Origin of the sequence: Hymenobacter sp. 5317J-9, assembly GCF_022921075.1 — a bacterium.
Classification (GTDB): domain Bacteria; phylum Bacteroidota; class Bacteroidia; order Cytophagales; family Hymenobacteraceae; genus Hymenobacter.
The window spans coordinates 4,327,902-4,351,296 of record NZ_CP095050.1 but is presented as its reverse complement, the minus strand read 5'-3'; the positions used below and the strand labels follow the sequence as shown (position 1 = coordinate 4,351,296).

Here is a 23,395-nt window from a genome sequence, read left to right as displayed (position 1 = left end):
TGTTCTGCGCATACCGGCCGGCTAGCCGCCGGCCGGTTTTGCTGTTTTATCCCGCTTCATCATTCGCGCCAGTGGCGCTTGCTTATGACGTCCATCCGACGGGTTGTCGTTACCGGCCTCGGGGCCATCACGCCCCTGGGCAACACCGCCCCCGCTTACTGGGAAGGCCTGCGCGCGGGCACCAGCGGCGCGGCCACCATCACCCGCTTCGACCCCAGCAAGTTCAAAACCCGCTTTGCCTGCGAGGTGAAGGATTATAATCCGGACGCCTACTTCGACCGCAAGGAGGGCCGCAAAATGGACTTGTTCACGCAGTTTGGCGTGATTGCCGCCGACGAGGCCATCGCCGACTCGGGCCTGCTGGAAAGCGGCGTGAACAAGGACCGCGTGGGCGTGATTTGGGGCTCCGGCATCGGCGGCCTGAAGTCCTTGCAGGAAGAATGTTTCCAGTTTGAGCGGGGCGACGGCACACCGCGCTATTCGCCCTTCTTCATTCCGCGCATGATTGCCGACTCCGCGTCGGGCAACATCAGCATTAAGAACGGTTTCCGCGGGCCGAATTTCGTGACCACGTCGGCCTGCGCCTCGTCGAACGATTCCATCATCGCGGCCTTCAACAACATCCGCCTCGGCCTGGCCGACGTGATGATTACGGGCGGTTCCGAAGCGGCCATCACCGAATCGGGCGTGGGCGGCTTCAACGCCCTCAAGGCCATGAGTGAGCGCAACGACGACCCGGCTTCGGCCTCGCGGCCCTACGACAAGGACCGCGACGGTTTCGTGCTGGGCGAGGGCGCCGGCGCGCTGGTGCTCGAAGAGTACGAGCACGCCAAGGCCCGCGGCGCCAAAATGTACGCCGAGCTGATTGGCGGCGGCATGTCGTCGGACGCCTACCACATCACCGCGCCCGACCCCACGGGCAGCGGCGTGGTGCTGGTAATGCAGAACGCCCTGCGCGACGCCGGCATCACGGCCGCCGATGTGGACTACATCAACACCCACGGCACCAGCACGCCGCTGGGCGACGGCGCCGAAATCAAAGCCATTGAGCAGGTGTTTGGCGAGCACGCCGAAAAGCTGAACATCTCCTCGACCAAGAGCATGACCGGCCACCTGCTGGGCGGTGCCGGTGGTGTAGAGGCCGTGGCCTGCTTGCTAGCTATGCAACACGGCCTGGTGCCCCCCACCATCAACCTGCACACGCCCGACCCAGAAATCAACCAAGCGTTGAACTTCACGCCAAACGTGGCGCAGGAGCGCGACGTGCGGGTGGCCATGAGCAACACCTTCGGGTTTGGTGGCCACAACACGTCGGTGATTTTCCGCAAGCTGTAGGCGGAAGGCGGACTTATTATAGAACGTCATGCTGAGCGCAGCCGAAGCATCTCGCGTGCGGCAGTAATCCCAACGATTGGATTGCTACCCCACGCGAGATGCTTCGGCTGCGCTCAGCATGACGTTCTTTTTTGCTTCTTTTCTTCCCTGATTCCGAACACTGACGTTCTCCGGCCCGGCGTTCTACCTTTGCCCCAGTTTTCTACCGTTAATCAAGCCTTATCTCCTTTGCTCGGCTTCGTTTCCCGTTTTTTTGCTTCCGACAAGGCGTTTCGGCAGGCCGTGGCGACCGTCACGGGGCAGACGCCCAAGAACGCCAAGCTGTACCGACTGGCGTTCACGCACTCCTCGGCGGTGCGACAGCAGCCCAGCATCGGCCGCCACCAGACCAACGAGCGCCTGGAGTTCCTCGGCGACGCCGTGTTGGGCACGGTGGTGGCGGAATATCTCTTTAAAAAATATCCGTACGAGCAGGAAGGCTTCCTGACGGAAGTGCGCTCCCGCATCGTGAACCGCGAAAGCCTGAACGGCATCGCCCTGAAGTTAGGCCTCGACAAGCTGGTGCAGCTGGATGCCGCGCAGGGCCGCGCCGCCCGCTCACGCTCGGTGAACGGCAACGCGCTGGAGGCGCTGGTGGGCGCCGTGTACCTGGATTTGGGCTACAAGGCCGCCCGGAAGTTTGTGCTCACGCGCCTGGTGAAGGGCTTCGTGGACGTGCACACCCTCACCACCACCACGGCCAATTTCAAGAGCAAGCTGGTGGAGTGGGCTCAGCGCCAAGGCAAAACCCTGCGCTACGACATCAGCGGCGAGGCCCGGCCCGGCGGCGCAATGGAATTCACGGCCAGCGTGCTGCTGGACGAGGAAGTCATTGCCACCGGCATGGGCCTGAGCAAGAAACAGGCGGAGCAGCTGGCCGCCGAACGTGCGCTGACGGAGTTGGGCGTTGGTTAATGCTATCAACTCCCTGCCGGTTTCTACCATCGGGGCGTTTTGCCGGTGCAGAGCATTTTATTGCATGAAATACCTGGTAGTTCTGGCGAGCCTGCTGTTGGCGATGCCTCTCATCGGCCGTGCCGCACCTATCGTGCGGGTAACGCTTCGGGTAGAGCCCGCCACGCATTCGTTTACCTGCCGCTACACCCTCACGCTGCCTGCTGCTGATACCGCTTCTGTTATCGCGCTGAACGTGAGCCGGGACTTCCGCATCGACCACATGGCCAGCCCCGGCGCGGCAGCGCAGCGCCTGAGCCGGGTTTTCTACCCGTATTTCGCCGACACCCTGCAACGCGTGGTGTGGCGCTACGCTACGCCTGCGCGCCGCCGGAAACGGGAGGTGAGCGTGACCTATGCGGGCACGTTGGGCAAGCCGTACTTCACGGAGCAGGGCATGGTGTTTAGCGGCCACACCAACTGGCTGCCGTTTCGGCCCTACCGCGAGTACGAAGCGGTGGAGTACGAATTGGAAGTGGCCGCACCGGGCCCGTACCACGTGCTCAGCACCACACAGGTGCAACGGCAGGGCGGCGGCAAGTGGTTTTTTCGGGGGCGGGCCAGTGCCATCGAAATCACGGCCATGGTGGGCCGGCAATTTCAGCAGTTGACTTCGGGCAGCGCCCCGCTAATTCGGTTGGCGAAAACCGGCCCGACACTGTCCCGGGTCGATACCGTGCTGCTGCGCAAGGCCGAAGGCATCGTGGCGTTCTACAACCGCACCATTGGCCGGCAGGACCCAATTTCGCATTTCACCATTTTTCTGCCCGGCACCAATTCCGACGCGTTCGGTGTGCTGGACAACGCGACGGTGATAACCTACACCGACTTCGACGTGGCCGCCGACCGGGAAGCGCTACTGATTCTGGCCCACGAAATCAGCCACAAATGGTGGGGCTACGGCGGCGTACACGACTACAACGACTGGCTGAACGAAGCATTTGCTACCTATTCGAGCCTGCTGTACCTGCGCGAAAACGGGGACGAGGCCGGCTACCGGGCCGAATTGGCCAAACGCGCCGCCACTGTAGGCGACGCGCCGCCAATTCGTGGATTTGACTACCAACGATACCCCCGGCCGATGTACCGGCGGGTGGTATACAACAAAGGCACCGTGGTGCTGGCCGCGCTGCACGAGCGCCTGGGCACCGCGCAATTTGTGCACCTGCTGGCAATCGTGGCCGCCCGCCACGTGAGCACCACCGATGCCCTCTTGGAGGTAGTGGCCCAAACCAGCGGCCCCGCCACCCGCGACTGGCTGCTGGCCGAGCTAAGCCGCTAGCCACCCCGAAGGACAACTTGCGGGAGATATTTCGAGTTATTTAGCCACACCATCTCCTTCCTTTCCCGCCTTCTTATGCGTATTGCCGGCGCCGCCCTCAACCAGATTCCCATCGATTGGGAAAACAACCTTCGCAACATCAAAACGGCCATTGAGCTGGCCAGGGAGAGCGGCGTGCAGCTGCTGTGCCTGCCCGAGCTCTGCCTGACGGGCTACGCCTGCGAAGACCTGTTTCTGAGCGACTGGATGCCCGAATCGGCCTTGGCGCACCTGCAGCAGGTGCGGGAGTGGACGCAGGGCATCTGCGTGGTGGTGGGCCTGCCGGTGCGCCTCAACCACCGCACTTACAACACGGCGGCGGTGCTGCGCGACGGCCAGATTCTCGGCTTCGCGGCCAAGCAGTTTCTGGCCAACGACGGGGTGCACTACGAAACTCGCTTCTTTGTGCCCTGGCTGGCGGGCGAGCAAACCACCGTGACCTGCGAGGGCGAAACCTGGCCGCTGGGCGACCTCACCTTCGAGCACGAAGGCGTGCGCTTCGGCTTCGAGATATGCGAAGACGCCTGGCGGCCCGATAACGTGCGCCCCGCCTGCCGCCTCATGGGCAAGGTGGATTTGATTGTGAATCCCTCGGCCAGCCACTTTGCGATGAGCAAAACCGACGTGCGCTACCAGCTGGTGATGAAGGCCTCGCGCACGTTCAACTGCACTTACCTGTACGCCAATTTGCTGGGCAACGAGGCCGGCCGCATCATTTTCGACGGCGAAATTCTGGTGGCCCGCAACGGCCATTTGCTGAAGCGCAACCAGCTGCTGAGCTTCAAGGAAGTCGATTTGGAATGGGTGGACGTTGACTTTGCGGCCGAGCAGGCACCGGCCGAAGAAATAGCGCCGCTGCCCACGCCCGACGAGTACAAAGAGCTCAACCAAGCCATGAGTCTGGCCCTTTTCGACTACCTGCGCAAGGCGCGCAGCCGCGGCTTCGTGCTGAGCCTGAGCGGCGGGGCCGACTCCTGCTTCTGTGCCGTGGGCGTGGCTGAGATGGTGCGGCTGGGCGTGGAAGAACTGGGCTTGGACGAGTTTAAGCGCCGCAGCGGCTGCTTCCCGGCCGCGGCCGAAACCGTGAAGCAGGAGGGCGCCGGTGGCAAAGCCGCGCAAGTGGTGGAACAGTCCGCGCCCGCAAGTGGCCTGAGTGCCAACCAGCAGTTGGTGCAACAGTTGCTCACCTGCGCCTATCAGGGCACCGTCAACTCTTCGGACGATACCTTCAACTCTGCTAAAGAGCTGGCCGACAGCTTGGGGGCCCGCTTTCACAACTGGACCATTGACGAGGAAGTGACCGGCTACGTGGGCAAGATTGAGGGTGCGCTGGGCCGGGAGCTGACCTGGAAAACCGACGACCTGGCCCTGCAAAACATTCAGGCCCGGGTACGGGCCCCGGCCATCTGGCTCTTGGCCAACGTACAAAACTGCCTGCTCATCACCACTTCCAACCGCTCCGAGGCCAGCGTGGGCTACTGCACCATGGACGGCGACACGGCCGGCAGCATTTCGCCCATCGCAGGCGTGGATAAGGACTTTGTGAAAAAATGGCTGCGCTGGGCCGAAACCGAACTGGGCTACAAGGCCCTGCGCCACGTGAATGCCCTGCAGCCCACCGCCGAACTGCGCCCCCTCGAAGACAAGCAAACCGACGAGCGCGACCTCATGCCCTACACACTGCTCAACCGCATCGAGCGCCTGGCGTTCTACGACCGCCTCAGTCCCAAACAGGTGCTGGCCATGCTGGAAGGGGAGGGCACGGGCTTTGACGAAGAGCAATTGAAAACCTACGTGCGCCGCTTCTACAATCTCTGGAGCCGCAACCAGTGGAAGCGTGAGCGCTACGCCCCCAGTTTTCACCTCGACGATTACAACGTGGACCCGCGCTCCTGGCTGCGCTTCCCCATTCTCAGCGGCGGCTTTGCCGAGGAGCTGGCGGGGCTGTAGCAGGACGGGCAGGCCGCTACCGAAGCCGCCCGGCCCCTGCGGTGGCTACGCCAGCGCCGCAAAAGCCAGCTGTTCCAGAAAGGCGCGGATGGTGTTGCTGACGTCGTGGGCCGCCGTGTCGGTCAGCGAGGGCAGGTGCTCAGCAAAGAACCGCTGCTTGCGGGCCGATTCCAGCAGGGTGCTCACCAGCGCGTGCGGGTAGGCGTAGGCCGGATTGATTTCCTGCACCACGGCCGCAATGCTGGCTGCCAGCTGTTTATACTCCCGGAATAGCCCCTCGCGGTTGTCGTCGTCCACGTCGCGGGTCAGGTAGGCCTTCGACGCCTCGTGCACCACAATGCGGTAGAGGGCGGCTTCGTCGAGCTCGGTGGTGGGGTCGTCCTGATGCGCGCGGGTGAGGATGCCGATGATGAGGCGCAGCCGCTCCTGGGGCGAGGCCACGTTGTGGGTATGAAACCGAATCTGGTAGCGCAGGCAAGCCCAGTGCCAGCTCACCAGGTACACCAGCAGCCGGTGCTTGTTTTCGAAGTAACGGTAGAGCGAGCCCTCGGTGGACTCCAGCCGCTGGGCCAGTTTCTTGAACGTGAATTGCTCAAACCCGATTTCGTCAATCAGCAGCACGCTCTGGGCCACCAGCTGGCGGCCCAGAGCGGTGGCCTGCGGGTCGCGCAGGTAGAGTTTTTCGTTGAGGTCGAGGCGGAGCTGGGGGGGCATACGGACAGGGCAAAGATAGTACTGCCAAAGATGGTAGGTTTACTTGTTTCTTCGCCCCGAAGTCGTTGGCCACGGGCACCATCCGCCCTGGCCCAGCGAAAACACCCGCCGACTGTCCCTTCTTTGCCTGCGCTGGCGTTCGCCAGCGGGCTAAACTATTTTTGAAGCCGTATGCTCTACTCCTCCGACGCCTCACCACTTGCCATGACAACTTCCATTGGCCCGGATGTGGCCCACGCCGCGGCCTTGCTGCGCGCGGGCGAGCTGGTGGCCATTCCCACCGAAACCGTGTATGGGCTGGCTGGCCACGGCCTGCGCGAAGACAGCCTGCGCCGCATTTTCGCCGTGAAGGGCCGGCCCCTCACCAACCCGCTCATTCTGCACTTTGGCAGCGTGGCGCAACTGGCCGGCTACGTGCGCATGGCGGCCGTGCCCGCGGCGGCACACCAGTTGCTGGCGGCGTTTAGCCCGGGGCCCCTCACGCTGCTGCTGCCCCGCGACCCGGCCACGGTGCCCGGCCTTGTCACGGCCGGGCTGCCCGACGTGGCGGTGCGCATCCCGGCCCACCCCGTGGCGTTGGACCTGCTGCAACGGCTTGATTTCCCGCTGGCCGCGCCCTCGGCCAATCCGTTCGGCTACATCAGCCCCACCCGGCCCGCGCACGTGCTGAGCCAGCTCGGCGGCCGCATTCCCTACGTGCTCGATGGCGGGCCCTGCGAGGCCGGCATCGAAAGCACGGTGGTGGGGTTTGGGCCGGCCGGCGAGCCCGTGCTCTACCGGCCCGGCGTTATTTCGCTGGAAATGCTGCAGGCCGTGGTGCCCGCCGCCCGTCTGCGCACCGCCCCCGAGACGGTCCGCCCCGCCGCCAGCCCCGGCCTGCTGCCATACCATTACGCGCCCCACACGCCGCTGCAGCTGTTTGGCCCGGGGCTGGCGGGGCTGCCCCCGTTCGCGGCAGCCACCACCGGCGCGCTCACCCTGCGCGAGCCGCTGCCCGGCCTGCCCGCCGCCCAGCAAGTGGTGCTGAGTCCCGGCCGCGGCGATTTGGCCGAGGCCGCTCACGGGCTGTACGCGGCCCTGCACCACCTCGACGCCCTGGGCCTGCGCCTGCTGCTGGCCGAGCGCCTGCCCGCCACCCGCCTGGGCCTCGCCCTGAACGAGCGGCTGGAGAAAGCCGCCGCCCGCCGGTGATAGCGGCCGGGCGAAGAAAAAAGCAGGCGCGTGCGCAAGTTTGTGCGCTGGTCGGGGCCTAATGCGTTGTACATCCCGGCGGCGCACGCCGGGGACACTCTTCACCGGTGCATCTGCCTCGTTTTTGTGGCGTATTCTCTCTCCTTATTGCTGACCGACAGCCCCCCGGCGCCGCCGCGCCAGCCTGATGCGGCGGCGGCCGAGGCAAACCTGCTGGCGCAGCTGCAGCAGGGCAGCGAAGCGGCTTTCCGCACGTTGGTGGAGCGCTACCAGGACCGCATCTACCGCACGGTTTTCTCACTGCTCCGCAATGCGGAGGAAGCCGAAGACGTGGCCCAGGAAGTATTCGTGGAAGTGCACCAGACCGTGGCCCGCTTTCGGGGCGAGGCATCGCTTAGCACCTGGCTCTACCGGCTGGCCACGTCGCGGGCATTGAAAAGCCTGCGGAAAGCCCGCGCCAAAAAACGGTTTGCCTATTTCACCAGCCTGCTGGGCTTCGACAATGCCTTGCTGCACGAACAGCCCGACCACGCCCACCCCTTGGCGCTGCTGGAGGGCCAGCAGCAGCTGCGGCTGCTGCTGGCCCAAGTGGCCCGCTTGCCTGCGCAGCAGCAGGTGGCCTTCACCCTGCGCCACGAGCAGGAGCTGAGCTACGACGAAATTGCCGCCGTGCTCGGCAGCACGGTGCCAGCCGTGGAGTCGCTGCTGTTTCGGGCCCGTCAAACGCTGCGCAAGCAGTTAAAATCGACTTTTCGCCATGTCTAAACCAGCCGTTCGTTCGCTTTCCGATGACGAGTGGCAGGCCGTGCTGCGCCAGCTGCGCGAGCAGCCCCCGGCCCGGCCCCGCCCGTACTTTTATGGCCGGGTAATGGCCCGGCTGGCCGGCCCGCCCGCGCGCCCGGCCGCGCTTGGGTGGCTGCGCCGGCCGGCCTACGCCGTGCTGCTCGGGGCCTTGGTGCTGGCCCTCAGCGGCGACGACAAGGCGCTGAATGCGCCCGCCCCGGTGCCCGGCGCTGCCACCGCCCGCCCCCTGCCCTGAGGTCCTTGCCGGCCGCCGCTGCCCGCTGCGCTGCCAGCCAACCATACCCCGTGCCGGCGCAGCCGCATGCCGGGGCTGACTACCTTTGAAACCACTATTCATTTTCGTTGCGCATGTCGCCTTTCCTCGCCGCTGTTTTCTGGAACGTCAACCCCATCATTGCCCACCTGGGGCCGGTCACGCTGCGCTGGTACGGGCTGTTTTTCATGCTGCCCTTCGTGGTGGGCACGTTCGTGCTCACGCACATCTACCGCTCCGAGCGGGTGTCGCCGCAGTGGGTCGACGTCATTACCATCTACATGCTCATCGGCACCATTGTGGGCGCGCGGCTGGGGCATATGCTGTTTTATGACTTTGAGGCGCTGAAAGCTGACCCCATGGTGGTGTTCAAAATCTGGCAGGGCGGCCTGGCCAGCCACGGCGCCACCATCGGCATTCTGTTTGCCTGCTGGCTGTTTGCCCGTAACAACAAGTTCGATTACCTGTGGGTGCTCGACCGCATTGTGATTGTGGTGGCGCTGGGCGGCGCCTGCATCCGCACGGGCAACCTGATGAACTCCGAAATTGTGGGCAAGCCCACCACGGCGCCCTGGGGCTTTGTGTTCCCGCGCGACGTCGAGCACCTGCTGCCCGTGACGCGGCCGCTGCCCGCCGGCGCCGTGCAGGTGGCCGCCGAGCCGGTGCGCTTTCAGGACGGCACCACCAGCTACCGCCTGCTGCCCGAAGGCACGGCCGTAGCCCCCGATTCGCCCATGGCCGTGCCGCGCCACCCCACCCAGATTTACGAGGCGCTGTTCTGCATTTTCCTGCTCGCGCTGCTCTACTCGATGTGGAACCGCACCAAGAAGCACACGCCGCGCGGGCAGCTGTTTGGGCTGTTTGTGGTGCTGCTATTTACGCAGCGTTTCTTGGGCGAATTCCTGAAGGAAAACCAGGTCGATTTTGAAAACGGCCGCCTGCTCAACCAGGGCCAGCTGCTGAGCATTCCGCTCATTCTCATCGGCATCTGGGTGTTGTGGCGCGCGGGCAAAGACCCGAAGAATCCCTATGGCTACGCCCCGCGCGATTTGGAGGCGAAGGATGCCGCTACGCTGCCGCCTGCTGCCCGGTAGGGCGGGCAAGCTGCGCAGAAGCACGTTTCATTCGTCAGCATATCAGGCCGCTTAAACGCCTGACCTGACGAGTTAAACGAAAACCAGGGAGGATGGCTCTCGGGCGGGCATAGCTTGCCTGCATTCCGGGTTCACAGCCGTTCGCTCCGCAGCGGGGCCGGCCTGGGCCGGAGCTTTTCTCTGCTTGCATGAACCCTGCTGCTCCCCTGACCTGCCTGGTGGTCGACGACAACGAGATGAACCGCTTCAACCTGGAGCACCTCATCGAACTGACCCCCCAACTGCACCTCACGGCCTCGTTCAATAGCGCGGTCGACTGCCTGGCTTTTTTCACCCAGGGCGGCCGGGCCGACGTGCTATTTCTCGACATTGAAATGCCCGAGCTGTCGGGGCTGGACCTGGTACGCATCCTGCCCGTGCCCCCGCCCGACATCGTCCTCGTGACGTCGCACCGCGACTATGCCGTCGATGCCTTTGACCTGAACGTGGGCGTGAGCGACTACCTGGTGAAGCCCGTGGAACTGCCGCGCTTCCTGCAAGCAGTACAACGCGTGGTGGCGCACCGCCAGGCCGCGTCCGCACCCGCCGAGAGCAAAGGACCGGCCGAAACGGCGCTGGCCGACCCCCGGCACCTGTTTGTGAAAGTGAACAAGAAGCTGATGCGCGTGAACCTGGGCGACATTCTCTACGTGGAAGCCCTGTCGGACTACTGCGTGCTGGTGCTCGACAAGCAGAAACTCATCGTGTACAGCACCCTACGCCGCCTCGAAGAACGGCTGCCAACGCAGCAGTTTGCCCGGGTGCACCGGTCCTACATCGTCAACATGCGCCGTATAGAGACGGTGGAAGACCACATGGTGCAGTTTGCCCGCCACGAAGTGCCGGTGGGCAAGTCCTACCAGGAAGGATTCCAGCGCCAGCTGCGCGACTTTTAGGCCCCGCTGGGCTGCCTACTCAGGCAGTTCGGCGGGCACGGCGGCCAGGGCCCGCTCCACCAGCGCCACCAGCTGCGTGGCCAGGGCGGGCCGCTCCGTGGCCGACTGCATGGGTCGCGGGGCTTTTTCGAGCACGGCCACCAGGTCGGTCACCCCGGTCACGCCTATCATTTCCAGGCTGGGCTTGATGTGGTGGGTGATTTCGGCTACTCGCTCCCAGTGGCCCTCGGCGGCCGCGGCCTGCAGCTGCGACAAGCTGGCCGGGGTGTTGGCCAGAAACGAGCGAATGATTTTTGCCACAAACGCGTCGCGGCCGTGGGCCATGTTGCGCAGCTTGGTCAGGTTATAGGGCGCGGTGTTGCGCGGAGTGCCGCGCAGGGCTTCGAGCTTGGCGTAGAGGTCGGCCTCCTCAAAGGGCTTGGCCAGGCAGTCGTTCATGCCGGCGGCGCGGTAGCGCTCGTTGTCCTCGCGGAAAGCGTTGGCCGTGAGGGCCAGAATGGGCACCTGCGCCCGCACGGGGTCGGGCAGCAGGCGCACGGCCTGGGTCACTTCCACGCCGCTGAGGCCGGGCATCTGAATGTCCATCAGCACCACATCGTAGTCGTGCTGCGTGAGCAGGCGCAGGCCCTGCTCGCCGTCCATGGCTTCTTCCAGCACCACGCCCCATTCTTCCAGCATGAAGCGGGCCACTTCGCGGTTGATTTCGTTGTCTTCGACCAGCAGCGCCCGCAGGCCTACCAGCGCCCCCGTGTTGCGGAAGACGGGCACCGGGCCGTCTTCGGCGGCCGGGGCGGGGGCGGTGGGCAGCGTGAGCACGAAGGCAAAAGTGCTGCCCTGGTTCACCGCGCTCTGCACCGTGAGCTGGCCGCCCAATTGCTCCACCAGCGCCCGGCTGATGCTCAGGCCCAGGCCCGTGCCGCCAAAATGCCGCGTGGTGTCGGCGTAGGCTTGGGTGAAACCGTCGAACATCTGGGCCTGGCGGTCGGCCGGAATGCCGATGCCCGAGTCGATGACGCGGAACTCCACGGTGAGGTGGGTAGCAGTTTCGGTCAGCTGCTGGGCGGCTACCGCCACGCTGCCCGTCTTGGTGAATTTGATGGCGTTGCTGACCAGGTTGAGCAGAATTTGGTTGATGCGGTAGGGGTCGCCCACTACCCAGGCCGCCGGAAACTCGCCCGGCCCGAAGGCGCTGCGGAAGGCTAGCCCTTTTTCCTGGGCCTGCAGCCGGCACGATTGCAGCGCCTGAGCCACAGAGTCGCCCAGGTTGAACGCCACCTGCTCAAAATCGAGCTTGCCGGCCGATATCTTGGCCATGTCCAGCACGTCGTTGATGACGCCCAGCAAGTGCTGGCCCGAGGTGTTGATGACGCGCAGCAACTCCTGCTGGTGCGTGTCGAGGCGGGTTTTGCCCAACTGGCGGGCCATGCCCAGCACGCCGTTCAGGGGCGTGCGGATTTCGTGGCTCATGTTGGCCAGGAAGTTCTCCTTGGCGCGCGAAGCCGATTCGGCGGCTTCTTTGGCGCGCTTCATTTCCTGCTCGGCCCGAATGCGCTCGGTGATGTCGTGCGAATGGGCGATGACGTAGGGCGGCTGGCCCGGCTCGCTCACCAGGAAGTTGCGGTAGAGCAGGTAGCGCAGCTCGCCGTGCCCGCCGCGCGGGCGCACCCGCTGCACCCCCGAGGCCTGGTGCTCGTGGGCAATGCGGTGCAGGTAGTCGGCGTAGGGGGCGTGGTCTTCGGGAGGCATTACGTCGGCCACGTTGCTGCCGATGAGCTCATCGACGGAACAGTTCAGCAGTTCGCCGAGCGCCGGGTTGGCCGTGAGCACCGTGCCGTCGAGGGTATGGGTACAAATCAGCGCCTGGGCGTAGGTCATCAGGTCGCGGTACTGCTTTTCGCTGCGCTCCAGCGTGCGCTGGGTTTGCTTCAGGGCCGTGATGTCGGTGCTCACGCCCAGCACGTGCACCGTACCGTCGGGCCGCACCAGGGGCCGCTTGATGGTTTGAAACACGCGCACCGTGCCGTCGGCCTGGGTCAATACTTCCTCCACCATCAGCTCGCGGCCGCTTTCCAGCACGGTGCGGTCGTTGGCCGCCAGCCGGGCCAGCTCCCGCGCTTCGAGGCCGTCGGGGTCGAGGGCTTCGCCCGTGAGGTGGCGCGAGCCGGCGCGCACATCCTGCATGGCCGCGTTTTCAAACAGAATGCGCTGCTGCGCGTCGCGCACGTAAATCACGCTCGGACTGGCATCCAGAATGCCCTGAATGAATTCCTGTTGCTCGCGCAGCTGCCGACGGGTGGTTTCCTGCTCGGTCACGTCGAGGCCGTAGCCGATGACCAGGCGCACGGCGTCGCCGGCTTCGGGCACGGGCTGGAGGCGGCGCAGCACGTGGCTGCCGCCCAGGGTTTCGACCCACTCGTGGCGCTGGCGGCCGTCGAGCACGGCCTGCAGGCGGGCCTGGCGCTGCTCGGCCACGGTGGTAGGTTGGCCGCGGCGGGCGTTGTATTCGGCGTTGGTGCGGCCCAGCATCCAGGCGCGGGTTTCGGCGTCGGGCACGGCGGCCGGGTTCACGTACTGGTAGCGGTAGTTAGAGTCGACCACGAAGATTTCGGCGGGCAGCTCGTCGAGAATGCTTTCGTAGAATTGCTTCTGCTCGTGCATTTCGGCTTTGGCGTGCACGCGGGCTGTGGTTTCCGTCAGGTACAGGTTCACGTAGCCATCGGCAGCAAAGGGCACCACGTGCACCGTAAAGTACTGCGCGCCCACGGCCAGGTCGGTGTATTGCACCGCCGGGTCGGCCGCGGCCAGGACCTGAGCGGCCAGGCCCCGCAGCTGGCGCTGCACCCGCGCGCGTTCGGGGCGGGGCAGGCCGCGCGCCAGGCTCAGGGCGCGGGCGTTGGCATAAATGCCGCGGCCGGAGGCGGCCAGGCGCAGCATGGGGTTGGGGTTTTGCTGCGGAATGCGGGCCAGCGACTCCATCTCGACGGTCAGCTGGTGCTGCTGGGTCACGTCGCGCAGGCACAGCAGGGCTTGGCCGGGCTGGCCGACGCCGTCGGGGGCGGGCACCGTTTCGCTGGCCAGGTAGCGGCCGGTGCGCAAGGCCAGCACGTCGCCGCCGCGGTCGAGGGCCGCCACCTGCGTCATGGGTGCGTGCGCGGCCAATTCGGCGGTGGGGAGCACCTGGGCTTGCACGCGAGCCTGCAGGTCGGCGGCCGGGCGGCCCAGCCAGTCGGCCGGGGCATCGGACAGGCCGCAGAGGGCAAAAAAGCGGCGGTTGAGGGCTTCAACCCGTCCATCGTCTCCAATCAGCGCCACGCCCTCCGGTAGCAATTCAAGCAACACGGCCAGTTGATGGGCCGAGGCGTCGGATGAAGAAGGCAGGAGGGGTGTCAAGAAAAAGCGAATTAGAGAACCGAGCTAGTCAAACGCCAATATTGGCGCATGGGGTCCAGAAAAAGGCATCATTCAGGGCCAAAGGACGATTTCGCTGGCCGAAGCCCAAGCTTTGCTGGACGGAGCCTGCCCCCCCAAACGGCGCGGGTTCCGTGACCGTCGGCTTTCCCCAACTCCTTTGGCCCTGCCGCCCACTTCGGCCTAGGGCAGGGTGTACTCAAACAGCCCGCCCTGCTCGGTGGTAATAAGCAAGGTGTTGCTGTCTTTGAATACCGCGCCTTCGGTTTGGCCGGCGCCGGTGAGGGGCACCTGGCGGGGCGTGGCCTTGAGGATGTCGGCCCAGGAGCTGCCGTCGAGGATGAACAGCTCGCCACGGCCCAGCAGCACCAGGCGGCGGCCGTCGGGGCGCAGGGCGGCGTCGGTTACTTCGCCGGGAATGGCCAGCGACGTCACTTTTTTGGCCGTGTACTCGCCGGGCTGGTCGGGCACGGCGTACACTTTGCTGGTGCTCGACTGGGCCCGGTCTTTGGTGAAGAGCCACACCTGGCCGTCGTGCCAGAGGCTGGCTTCGCAGTCGAAGTTGCGCTGCTTCTTTTTGGGCGGAAACTCGGTCTGGTCGGGGTAGCTGAAGGCGATGGTGCCCACCTTGGCGGGGGCATCGGGCCGGAACTTAAGGATGCGCAGGTCGCGGCGCGAGCTGGCGTTGTTGCCGCAGTCGCCGATGTAGTAGTTGCCCTGGCCGTCGCGGCTCAGGCTTTCCCAGTCGATATTGTCGGCAGGCACGTCGAGGGTGCGCACCAGCTGGCCCGTGCCCGACACTTCGTAGAGAATGGGGCGGTTGCCGTCGTCGCCGAAGCTGTAGTAGTTGCCGGCGGTGGGGGCCGGGGCCAGGCCCGAGCTTTCGGGCACCACGCCCTTCAGCGAGCCCACTTTGCGCAAGCCCGGGACTTCGGCGGCGGCGTTTTTGTCTTTGCGGCGGTCGCCGCCTTTGGGCGAGTGGTTCTCGGTTTTGTTTTTGCCGGATTTTTCGGATTGGGCCTGTGAGCAGGAAGCGGTAAGCAAAACAGCCAGCGCGGCCGGCAGAAAAGAAATCAAGCGCATCGAACGAGATTCAGACGGTGAACTCCTCCTATACGCAGGCCCCCGGCTAGGGTACGGGGTCGTAGCCGTGGCCGCCCCAGGGATGGCAGCTGGCAATGCGCCGCAGGGCCAGGCGCCCGCCCCGCCACGGCCCGTACTTGCCAATGGCCTCGGCCGCATAAGCCGAGCAGGTGGGCGTGTAGCGGCAACTAGCCGGCGTGAGCGGTGAAATGAAGTGGCGGTAAAACCACACCAGGCCCAGGAAAAGCGCGCGGAAAAGGCGGGAGAGCATGGGTTATGTAGTGAGGGGTGAGTAGTGAGAAATGGACAGCGTCTTACTTTCTCACTTCGGCAGCGCGTTCAGCTCTGCTTTCCACCGCTTCCAATCCGGCAGCAGGCGGGTTTGCAGGTCGTAGAAGGCCTGGGAATGGTCGCCCACCAGCAGGTGGCAGCACTCGTGTAGCAGCACGTAGTCGAGGCACTCGGGGCGGGCGCGCACCAGCTCGGGGCTGAGGCGGATGCGGGCCGTGCGCGGCGTGCAGCTGCCCCAGCGCGTGCGCATCTGCCGCACCGACAGCGTGGGGCGGGTGAGGTTGAACCCGGCGAAGCGGGGCCACACGCGCAGCAGCGACTCGGCGAAGAGCGGCCCGGCTTGGCGAGCGTACCAGGCGTGCAGCAGCGCTTCGGCCTGGGCCGGGGTGAGCGGCGCGGGACTGCTGATAACCAGTTCGTCAGAGGTTAAAACCACACTGGGCCGGGGGGCTTCGGCAAAGCGCAGGGTGTAGGGCTGGCCCTGGTAGTAGTGCAGGCTGCCGGCTTCGTAGCGACGGCCGGGCGCGGGCGCCGGGCGGCTGGCAAAGGCTTCCTGGTGCTTGAGAATCCAGTCGGCTTTGCGGAGCACCTGCTGGGCCACCCACTCGGGCGAGGTGCCGGCGGGCGCGCTGATGTGCACGCTGCCATCGGGCCGCACGGCGAATCCTATCGTGCGCCGGGAGCGAAAAACCAGGGTGTAGTGCAGGGCTTGGTTGCGGTAAAGCAGGGTTTCGCGGCGGGGCGCGGCGGAGAAGGAGCGGGGCATACGGGAGCAAGTTCGGCACGGGCGCCGGGTTGCATAACCGAATTACCTCCGAAAATAATTTCGGAACTGACCCCGTGCAATCGGCGGCGGCGTGCTACCTTCCCGTCATGCAACACTGTTTACCCCGGTATCTTTCAATTTTTACATGCTTCTCGCTCTTCTTCGCCGGGCACTTGGCCGCGGCGCAGGGCAACGGGCCGGGCGTGCGCGGCGCCCGCGCCGCCGGCCTCAGCAACGCCTCGGTGGCCCTGAGCGGCGAGGTGTGGAGCATGGGCAACAACGTGGCCGGCCTGGGCGAGATGCAGCGGCCCACGGTGGGTTTCTACGCCGAAAACCGCTATTTCAGCCCCGCCCTGAACGTGGGCGCGCTGGCCGTGGCACTGCCCCTGGGCCGGCAGTCCGGGGCCACGGCGCCTACCGACGGCGCGGCCGCGCCCCAGGCCGTGGTGCCCGCGGCGCGCACCTGGGCCCGGCACGGCGTGGTGGGCTTCGAGGCCCAGCGCTTTGGTGGCACGCTGTACAACGAAACCCGCCTGGGCGCCGGCTACGGCTACCGCTTCGGCCAAATCAGCTTGGGCGCGCGGGTCGACATGCTGCAGGTGAGCATCGAAGGCCTGGGCAGCCGGCGCGTGGTGCTGGGCACGCTGGGCGGGCAGATTGAGATACTGCCCAACCGCCTCACCTTCGGCGCCTCGCTCTACAACCTCAGCCAAACCAAGCTGGCCAGCTACCAGAACGAGCGGGTGCCCACCGTGCTCAAAGCCGGCCTGGCCTACCGCCCCAACTCCCAGGTGACGCTATTGGTGGAAACCGAAAAAGACGTGGAGCGCGACGCCAATTTCAAGGCGGGCCTGGAGTACCGGCCCGTGCCGGTGCTGGCGGCCCGGCTGGGCTTGGCCACGCTCACCGAGCAGGCCAGCGCCGGCATTGGCGTGGCGGCCGGGGCGTTTCAGATTGACTACGCGGCGGCCTTCCAGCAAGCGCTGGGCTTCAGCCAGCACCTAAGCGTGAGTAAGTCGTTAGGCGGCAAATAATGAGAACAACTCTACGTTTCACTGCTTCGGGAAAAATGCGAAACGGGCTGGCCGGCTTGGTAGTTGGCAGCGCCTTGCTGCTAAGTCATGCGCTGCAAGCGCAGGACTATGTGCGCCGCCCGCCCGATTTGGACCGCCTCACGCAGGAGCTGTTCGCCGAAATTCAGTCGGACGAGGTACCGTACGAGGACCTGTACGAAACCCTGCTGCAGTATTACCAGACGCCAATCAACCTGAACACGGCCACTCGCGAAGAGCTGCGCGGCCTGCTGCTGCTCAACGAAAACCAGATAACCACGCTGCTGCGCCACCGCGAAGTGAACGGCGACCTGCTGAGTGTGTATGAGCTGCAAAGCATAGAAGGCTACGACCTGCGCACCATCAGCCGCATTCTGCCCTTTGTGACGGTGCAAAGCAGCAACGCCAACGCCAGCCGCGGCACGCTGTGGCAGCGCATTGCCAAGGAGGACAACAACGCCCTGTACCTGCGCTACGAGCGGGTGCTGCCCGAGCGCCAGGGCTATACGCCGCCCACCATCTACCAGGGGCAGCCCACCACGCGCTACCTCGGCTCGCCCGACAAGATGCTCATTCGTTACCGCGTGAGCCACACCAAGGACTTCAGCCTGGGCTTTTCGATGGAAAAGGACGCCGGCGAGCAGTTCATCTGGAACCCCCAGAAGGGGCAGTTTGGCGCCGACTACGTGTCGGCGCACTTCCTGATTCAGGAGCGGGGACGGCTGAAAACGCTGGCCCTGGGCGACTACCAGCTGCAGTTTGGGCAGGGGCTGCTGCTGTCGTCGGGCCTGGGCGTGGGCAAGGGCGCCGAAACCATCACCACGCTGCGGCGCTCGTCGCTGGGCGTGCGGGCGTACTCGTCGCTGCTCGAAAACACGTTTTTCCGGGGCGGGGCGGCCACGGTGCAGGTGGCTCCCACGGTGCAGGCCACGGCCTTTGTGTCGCGTAAGAATGTGGACGCCAACCTGCAGCAAAGCATTGATTCGCTGGCGCAGTTTGATGAATTTACGTCGGGGCTGCTCTACACGGGCTTTCACCGCACGGCCTCGGAGCTGGCCAACCGGCACCAGCTGCAGGAAACCATTGGGGGCGGCAACGTGGGCTACACCAGCCGCGACGGCAACCTGGCCATCGGGGCCACGGGCGTGTTCACGCACTACGGCACGGCCATCCTCAAGCGGCCGGAAGTGTACAACCGCTTCGAGTTCAGCGGCAAGGAAAACCTGGCCCTGAGCATCAACTACAGCTATGTGTACCGCAACTTCCTGCTGTTTGGCGAAACGGCGCGCAGCACCGGCGGCGGCCTGGGCACCGTGAACGGCCTGCTGGCCAGCCTTGGCCCGCAGGTAGACGCGGCCCTGCTGGTGCGGCACTATGACCCCACTTTCCACACCCTCTACGGCAACGCTTTCAGCGAAAATACCCGCAACATCAACGAAACCGGCGTCTACATCGGCCTGAAAGTGCGGCCCATTGCGCAGTGGGAAATATCGGCCTATTACGACCAGTACCGCTTCCCGTGGCTGCGCTACCGGGCCAGCGCCCCCACCGACGGCCACGACGCCCTCATTCGCGTGGCCTATTCGCCCACCAAAACCAGCCTGCTCTACGTGCAGGCCCGCCAGCGCCTCAAGCCCCGCGACCTGGCCACCGACGACCTCACCAACTTGGCTGCCAACCGCGTGCTGCCGCTGCCGGGTGAACAGCTCCGCCAAAGCCTGCTGGTGTACTACAACACCGACATCAGCCCAGCCCTCAGCCTGCGCACGCGCCTGCAAACCTCCCGCCTGCGCGACGACACCAACCTGGCCTGGCGTAGCGGCTACGCCCTGGCCCAGGACGTGAGCTACCAGCTCAACCGCAGCCTCAAGCTCACGGCCCGCTACTCGCTCTTCGACGCCGACGACTACGACACCCGTCAGTACGTGTATGAGCAAGACGTGCTGCTGGCCGTGTCCATTCCGCCCCTCTACGGCCAGGGCACGCGCATCTACGGCATTGCCGAAATCCGTCTCAACCGCAGCATGACCCTTTGGCTGCGCTACGCCGAAACCCGCTACCGCCACCAGGATACCATCGGCAGCGGCCTGGAAACCATTCAGGGCCAGCTGCGAAATGAGGTGAAGGCGCAGCTGCGGGTGAAATTTTGAGTGTAGTAGCCTGTCATTGCGAGCGCAGCGCTCGCAATGACAGGTGATTTCGCCTAGCTCTCCGTTTTCAGCAGCACTACCTGTGCTTTGTCGGCGGCGCTGATTTTGCGGCGGAAATCGATGTAGCCGCTGTAGGCCGAGGCCGGCAGCTGGCCGCGCTTCAGCTCCAGGCGGCGGATGTACTGCACGCTGCCGTCGGGCAGGTTTTGGTACTGACTGGAGTAGATGCCGTAGGGCGTGTTGAGCTGCACCGGGGCGGGCAGGGTTTCGGGGTGGAAACCGGCGGGCAGGTGCAGGCGCACCGTGTCGGCGTGCAGGCAGGCGTCGGTGAGCCACACGGGCGTTTGGCGCTCGCCCACCTGGGCCGGCAGGGCGGGCAGGCGGCTCAGCAGGTTGGGATTGATGAACACGCGCTTGCCGCTGGGCGCGGCAAAGCCCGGCAGCGACAAGCCCAGCGTCTCGACAATGCCGGGTGCGGCCTTGGTGGGAGCCGCCGCCAAGTTGAATTTGGTAAGCGTAAACGTGGGCAGTTTGAGGCGGTCGGTCACGTATTTCTTCTGCTCCACGGGACCGAGCTGGTGCATCAGCTGGGAATACAGGTCCTGCTCCTGGCCGGTGCGCAGGGTGCGGGCGGTGGCCGTGGCCCCGCCGGTGGCATCCAGCGTCAGGTCGACGCGGCGCGTCAGGCGGTTTTCGGCGGTGCCGTAGCGCGGGGTAGCCACCAGCTTGCCGCCTTCGGGCGTCACGAGCAGCGCGTGGCGGTTGCCCGTGAAGCTGCCCATGTAGCCAAACGCCTCGGTCTGGCTGGTGCATTCCAGCCACAGCGTGTCGGGCCGGCCGGCCTGGGCCAGGGGCACGCACACAATGGCGTGGTTGAACTGCGAGCTGGGGAAGTCGGCGCGCAGGTCGGGCTGGTCGGAGCCGGCGCCCACCAGGGCCACGTAGGCCGGCACACCGGCCGCAGCCAGCAGGGCCGTGGTATAGTTGCTCAGGGCCTTGCAGTCGCCGTAGCCGTTGGTGGCCACCGAGCTGGCCGGGAAGGTTTGCCAGCCGCCCAGGCCCAGCTGCACCGAGATGTAGCGGGTGCTGCCTTGCAGCATTTCGTAGATGCGCTGGGCCTTGGTGCGGGCGTCGGGGGCATCTTTTACCAGGGCTTGCACTTTGGCCACGGTGGCGGGCGGCAGCTGGTCGCGGCCGGCGTTCAGGGCGTAGCTCCACTGGCCCAGGCCCTGCCAGGTGGCGGCGGTGCCTTTGTGGCCCTGCACCTCGAAGGCGCCGGGGGCCAGCACCACGGCGGGCGTGGTGTAGGAAAGGGGCGGGGCGTCTTCCTCCTCTTCCACGGCGGGCAGGTTGGCCAGCTGCCACTGGTAGGTTTCCTGGCCGCCGGCGCTGGTGTGAGCCACCTTGCTGCCGGCCGGAAACTGCCGCTCCTGGTAGCGCAGCGGCAGCGCCGCGGGCGTCACTACCCGCAGCGTGGCCGACTGCACGGCGCCGCCTTCCGCGTCCTGCGGCTGCCAGTCGGGATAGAACAGGGTGTTGTCGGACACAATTTCGTAGTCGAACTCCACCGTGTAGGGCGTTTGGGGCTGGCGCAGGTCGGCGTAGCGCACGCGCACGTCGGTCATGAAGCTGCCGCCGGCGTCGCCCATGCCCTGGTCGTGGATTTCGGTGGGGCGCAGCTGGTGCAGCAGGCGGCCGTCGGCGTCGTAAACGGCCCCGCGCAGGTAGCTCAGGGTGCGCAGCGCGTCGTAGCTCACCATTTGGCGGCCCTGGTCGTCGCCGGCGGCGTCCAGCACCGTCACCACGCGGTGCACGGTGTGCACCAGGCGGCCGGCGCTTTTCACGGTCACCACTTCGTCGTCGGCGCGCAGCACGGCGTGGGCGCCTTCGCGCAAGGTGGCCGGAATGTCGGCCACGGCATATTTAGGAGCCGGGCCGGCCGGGAGCAGCAAAAAGCTGGTGAGTGGCCAAACAGCCAACAAGGAGAAGAAAGCTTTCACAAGGAGCAGAAATTAGACTTAAGAATGGATGAGTGGCCGTTGGCTAGGCTTTCTTTTTGATGGTGAGCTTTTCGGCCTGCTTCTCCAACATGAGGCGGTAGAACTCGCGTAGGTGCTCATATTCTTCGGCCGCGTACACTGGCTTGCGCAAGGTGAGGCGGCTGGTCAGGTTCACGGTGCTGCCATCCACGGCCACGGTGTAGAAAAAGCGGCCCCCGTTGTTGGGCATCTCCACCACGGCAGGCTTGGGTCGGTCGGCTAGCTCGTAGTCGGCTGGCAAATGCAGGGTGACCAGCACGGTTTCGTCCTGCGAAGCGCCAAAGTCGACGGGGAAGGTGCGGGTTTCGTGGCGGAAAGGGTTGTTAACTGCCAAAAACTCGCCTAAAGGGTTTAGGTAGAGGTTACCGCCCGTAGCCGGCTCGTCGGCGGACTGGCTGAACTCGTAGTCCAGAATGAGGGGCTTCAGCAGGTTGGTGCGCTCCGAAATGGTGAGCTTGGGCACGCTCCAAGCGGTGTGCTTGCTGGCAAAGTGCGTGCGAAACTTGGGCTCGCCGTCTTTATCCAGCTCAGCGCGGGCCGTGGCCCCGGCGTAACCGCTGTATTCCTCGTGCACCTTGCCGGTGAGGCTGCCCTGCGCCGTGAGGTCGAGTTGCACTTGCTGGAAATGCACGCGGCGTTGGCCGGGTTTGAGCTCCACCCAGCGCGAGAGGTTGGTGTCGGTCATCACCAGGCGGCCGGCGCCGTTGAGGCAGCGTTCGGGCAGCATGCCGGCGGGCAGCAGCGGCTCGGTGGCGTCCAGCAACAGGTCGCGGCCATCGGGCAGGGCCAAGTGGGCCACCACATAGTTGAAGCGCGAGGCCATGGGAAAGCTCTCAGTGACGCGGCCGTGGTCGCGAGTGCTCAGCAGCACGGGGTTGGCGTCCAGCTTGGCCGCCCGCAGGGCCGCAATCAGCAGCAGGTTGATGTCGGCGGCGTTGCCGCGGTGCTGGTCGAGGTAGATTTTACGCAGCGGCGTGTAGGAGAGAATGGTCGCGTAGCCATCGTATTTGAGGGCGTCGCGCACTAGGGCGTGCACGGCCGTTGCCCGTTCTTCAACGGTGGCGCCGGCGGGGAGGGCCAGCTTGGCCAGGTCGGCAGTTAAAAAGCCATTATTATTTAGCAACTGCCCGAAATGCGGGTTTTCCAGCAGCGAAACGTCAATTTTTTGCCAACTGCTGGCAAAGTCTTTCGACCCTCGCCCAGGCACGTTCACGCTGGCCAACTCCAAGTCGAGCCGGGCCACGTAGTCGTTCATGGTCGTCACGTAGGGCTCTTCGAGCAGGGCCGGCACGTCCTTCATGGCCCAGCGGCTTAGCATGTCGCGGCCAGTGCCCGCATTCTGCTCGCGCACGGCCAGGGGTAGATAGCCCTGCAGCACGGTTTTGAAGTTAAAGATGTCGGGGTAGGCAATGCGGAACTCGCTCCAGCGCACCGGAATGTTGCGCTGAAACTGCCAGTCGGGCAAGTTGACAGAGCCGTCGGACGTAACCGAATAAGCAAATTCTATCACCGAACCTTCGCTCACCTTGGGCATGGTGAACTTGAACAGCCGGATGTGCTTGGTAATGTCCTCCTTAAACTCGCCCGCGCTTTCCAGCTTGGTTTTTTCCACCACGCCGTTCACCAAGTTGTAGGTGAAGCCGCGCAGGCCGGTCAGCTTTTGGCTGCCAACCAGCGGAATTGCCATTGAGGCATAGTTGTAGCCGGCCTTGCGCAAAATCTTTACGCGCGTCGCGCGCTCCAGCTCGCTCTGAATGGAGCCGCTCGCGTTCCAGTTCACCCGGGCCGTGCCGTAGTCGCAGAGCACTACGGCCGCGGCGCTGTCCTTCACGAAAGGCGCGGCGGTAAAATCGGCCGGTTCGGGCTTGCCAAATTTGAACGGCTCGGGCTGCGCCTGCGCCGAGACGGCACCCAGCAGGGCAACTCCCAAGGCTGCCCAAAACGGTAGAGTTGTCTTCATAGTAGGTGTTGTAAGGGTATAAGCCGAAAAACGAATAATGCCTCCTCTATCCGGGG

The 23,395-nt window shown here is 65.1% G+C and carries 18 protein-coding genes; 11 read left to right on the top strand and 7 right to left on the bottom strand.

Translation table 11 applies throughout. The features are described from left to right. Positions 1-84 precede the first annotated feature (84 nt). The 4 genes from fabF (at position 85) to nadE (ending at position 5,599) form a co-directional block, all read left to right on the top strand. Positions 85-1,335, top strand: a complete 1,251-nt coding sequence (fabF, locus tag MUN81_RS18235) for a beta-ketoacyl-ACP synthase II (RefSeq protein WP_245113068.1) — start codon at positions 85-87, stop codon at positions 1,333-1,335. 228 nt (positions 1,336-1,563) lie between these two features. Next, on the top strand, positions 1,564-2,289 hold the full coding sequence (rnc, locus tag MUN81_RS18230) for a ribonuclease III (protein ID WP_245113066.1): 726 nt from the start codon (positions 1,564-1,566) through the stop codon (positions 2,287-2,289). Positions 2,290-2,353: 64 nt separating this feature from the next. Continuing rightward, positions 2,354-3,610 carry a M1 family aminopeptidase gene (locus MUN81_RS18225; protein ID WP_245113065.1) on the top strand — a complete coding sequence of 419 codons (1,257 nt, stop codon included), beginning with the start codon at positions 2,354-2,356 and terminating at the stop codon, positions 3,608-3,610. A gap of 75 nt (positions 3,611-3,685) precedes the next feature. Further along, the gene (gene nadE / locus MUN81_RS18220; protein WP_245113063.1) at positions 3,686-5,599 is read left to right on the top strand and encodes an NAD(+) synthase; all 1,914 of its coding nucleotides are present in this window, start codon (positions 3,686-3,688) and stop codon (positions 5,597-5,599) included. Positions 5,600-5,644: 45 nt separating this feature from the next. Here the strand turns inward: nadE and MUN81_RS18215 are convergent, their stop codons facing one another. Continuing rightward, positions 5,645-6,313 carry a TetR/AcrR family transcriptional regulator gene (locus tag MUN81_RS18215; RefSeq protein WP_245113061.1) on the bottom strand — a complete coding sequence of 223 codons (669 nt, stop codon included), beginning with the start codon at positions 6,311-6,313 and terminating at the stop codon, positions 5,645-5,647. 204 nt (positions 6,314-6,517) lie between these two features. Here MUN81_RS18215 and MUN81_RS18210 point away from each other — a divergent pair, with 204 nt between their 5' ends. The 5 genes from MUN81_RS18210 (at position 6,518) to MUN81_RS18190 (ending at position 10,590) form a co-directional block, all read left to right on the top strand. Further along, on the top strand, positions 6,518-7,504 hold the full coding sequence (locus MUN81_RS18210) for an L-threonylcarbamoyladenylate synthase (RefSeq protein WP_245113059.1): 987 nt from the start codon (positions 6,518-6,520) through the stop codon (positions 7,502-7,504). Positions 7,505-7,630: 126 nt separating this feature from the next. Continuing rightward, positions 7,631-8,269, top strand: a complete 639-nt coding sequence (locus MUN81_RS18205; protein WP_245113057.1) for an RNA polymerase sigma factor — start codon at positions 7,631-7,633, stop codon at positions 8,267-8,269. After that, the gene (locus MUN81_RS18200; RefSeq protein WP_245113055.1) at positions 8,262-8,543 is read left to right on the top strand and encodes a hypothetical protein; all 282 of its coding nucleotides are present in this window, start codon (positions 8,262-8,264) and stop codon (positions 8,541-8,543) included. Before MUN81_RS18205 ends, MUN81_RS18200 begins: the two co-directional genes overlap by 8 nt. 113 nt (positions 8,544-8,656) lie before the next feature. Continuing rightward, positions 8,657-9,655: a prolipoprotein diacylglyceryl transferase gene (gene lgt, locus MUN81_RS18195; protein ID WP_245113053.1), complete on the top strand. Its 999-nt coding sequence runs from the start codon at positions 8,657-8,659 to the stop codon at positions 9,653-9,655. 188 nt (positions 9,656-9,843) lie between these two features. After that, positions 9,844-10,590 carry a LytTR family DNA-binding domain-containing protein gene (locus tag MUN81_RS18190; RefSeq protein ID WP_245113051.1) on the top strand — a complete coding sequence of 249 codons (747 nt, stop codon included), beginning with the start codon at positions 9,844-9,846 and terminating at the stop codon, positions 10,588-10,590. Between the two features lie 15 nt (positions 10,591-10,605). On the opposite strand, the gene MUN81_RS18185 is transcribed toward MUN81_RS18190, so the two are convergent. The 4 genes from MUN81_RS18185 to MUN81_RS18170 form a co-directional block, all read right to left on the bottom strand. After that, positions 10,606-13,980 (bottom strand): PAS domain-containing protein, encoded by a 3,375-nt coding sequence (locus MUN81_RS18185; protein ID WP_245113049.1) that lies wholly within the window; start codon positions 13,978-13,980, stop codon positions 10,606-10,608. A 201-nt stretch (positions 13,981-14,181) separates the two neighbouring features. Beyond that, positions 14,182-15,081 (bottom strand): hypothetical protein, encoded by a 900-nt coding sequence (locus tag MUN81_RS18180; RefSeq protein ID WP_245113047.1) that lies wholly within the window; start codon positions 15,079-15,081, stop codon positions 14,182-14,184. 46 nt (positions 15,082-15,127) lie between these two features. Further along, entirely contained in the window at positions 15,128-15,352 is a 225-nt protein-coding gene (gene yidD, locus MUN81_RS18175; RefSeq protein WP_245113045.1) for a membrane protein insertion efficiency factor YidD, read from the bottom strand. Between the two features lie 51 nt (positions 15,353-15,403). Next, entirely contained in the window at positions 15,404-16,138 is a 735-nt protein-coding gene (locus tag MUN81_RS18170; protein WP_245113044.1) for a SprT family zinc-dependent metalloprotease, read from the bottom strand. Positions 16,139-16,245: 107 nt separating this feature from the next. Here MUN81_RS18170 and MUN81_RS18165 point away from each other — a divergent pair, with 107 nt between their 5' ends. Then, complete coding sequence (locus MUN81_RS18165; RefSeq protein ID WP_245113042.1) at positions 16,246-17,172, top strand: hypothetical protein; 927 nt, start codon at positions 16,246-16,248, stop codon at positions 17,170-17,172. Between the two features lie 35 nt (positions 17,173-17,207). Further along, complete coding sequence (locus MUN81_RS18160) at positions 17,208-19,340, top strand: helix-hairpin-helix domain-containing protein (RefSeq protein ID WP_245113040.1); 2,133 nt, start codon at positions 17,208-17,210, stop codon at positions 19,338-19,340. Between the two features lie 53 nt (positions 19,341-19,393). On the opposite strand, the gene MUN81_RS18155 is transcribed toward MUN81_RS18160, so the two are convergent. Both MUN81_RS18155 and MUN81_RS18150 read right to left on the bottom strand, forming a co-directional pair. Next, on the bottom strand, positions 19,394-21,340 hold the full coding sequence (locus tag MUN81_RS18155) for a DUF3857 domain-containing protein (protein WP_245113038.1): 1,947 nt from the start codon (positions 21,338-21,340) through the stop codon (positions 19,394-19,396). 43 nt (positions 21,341-21,383) lie between these two features. After that, positions 21,384-23,339: a DUF3857 domain-containing protein gene (locus tag MUN81_RS18150; RefSeq protein WP_245113030.1), complete on the bottom strand. Its 1,956-nt coding sequence runs from the start codon at positions 23,337-23,339 to the stop codon at positions 21,384-21,386. Between the last annotated feature and the right edge of the window lie 56 nt (positions 23,340-23,395).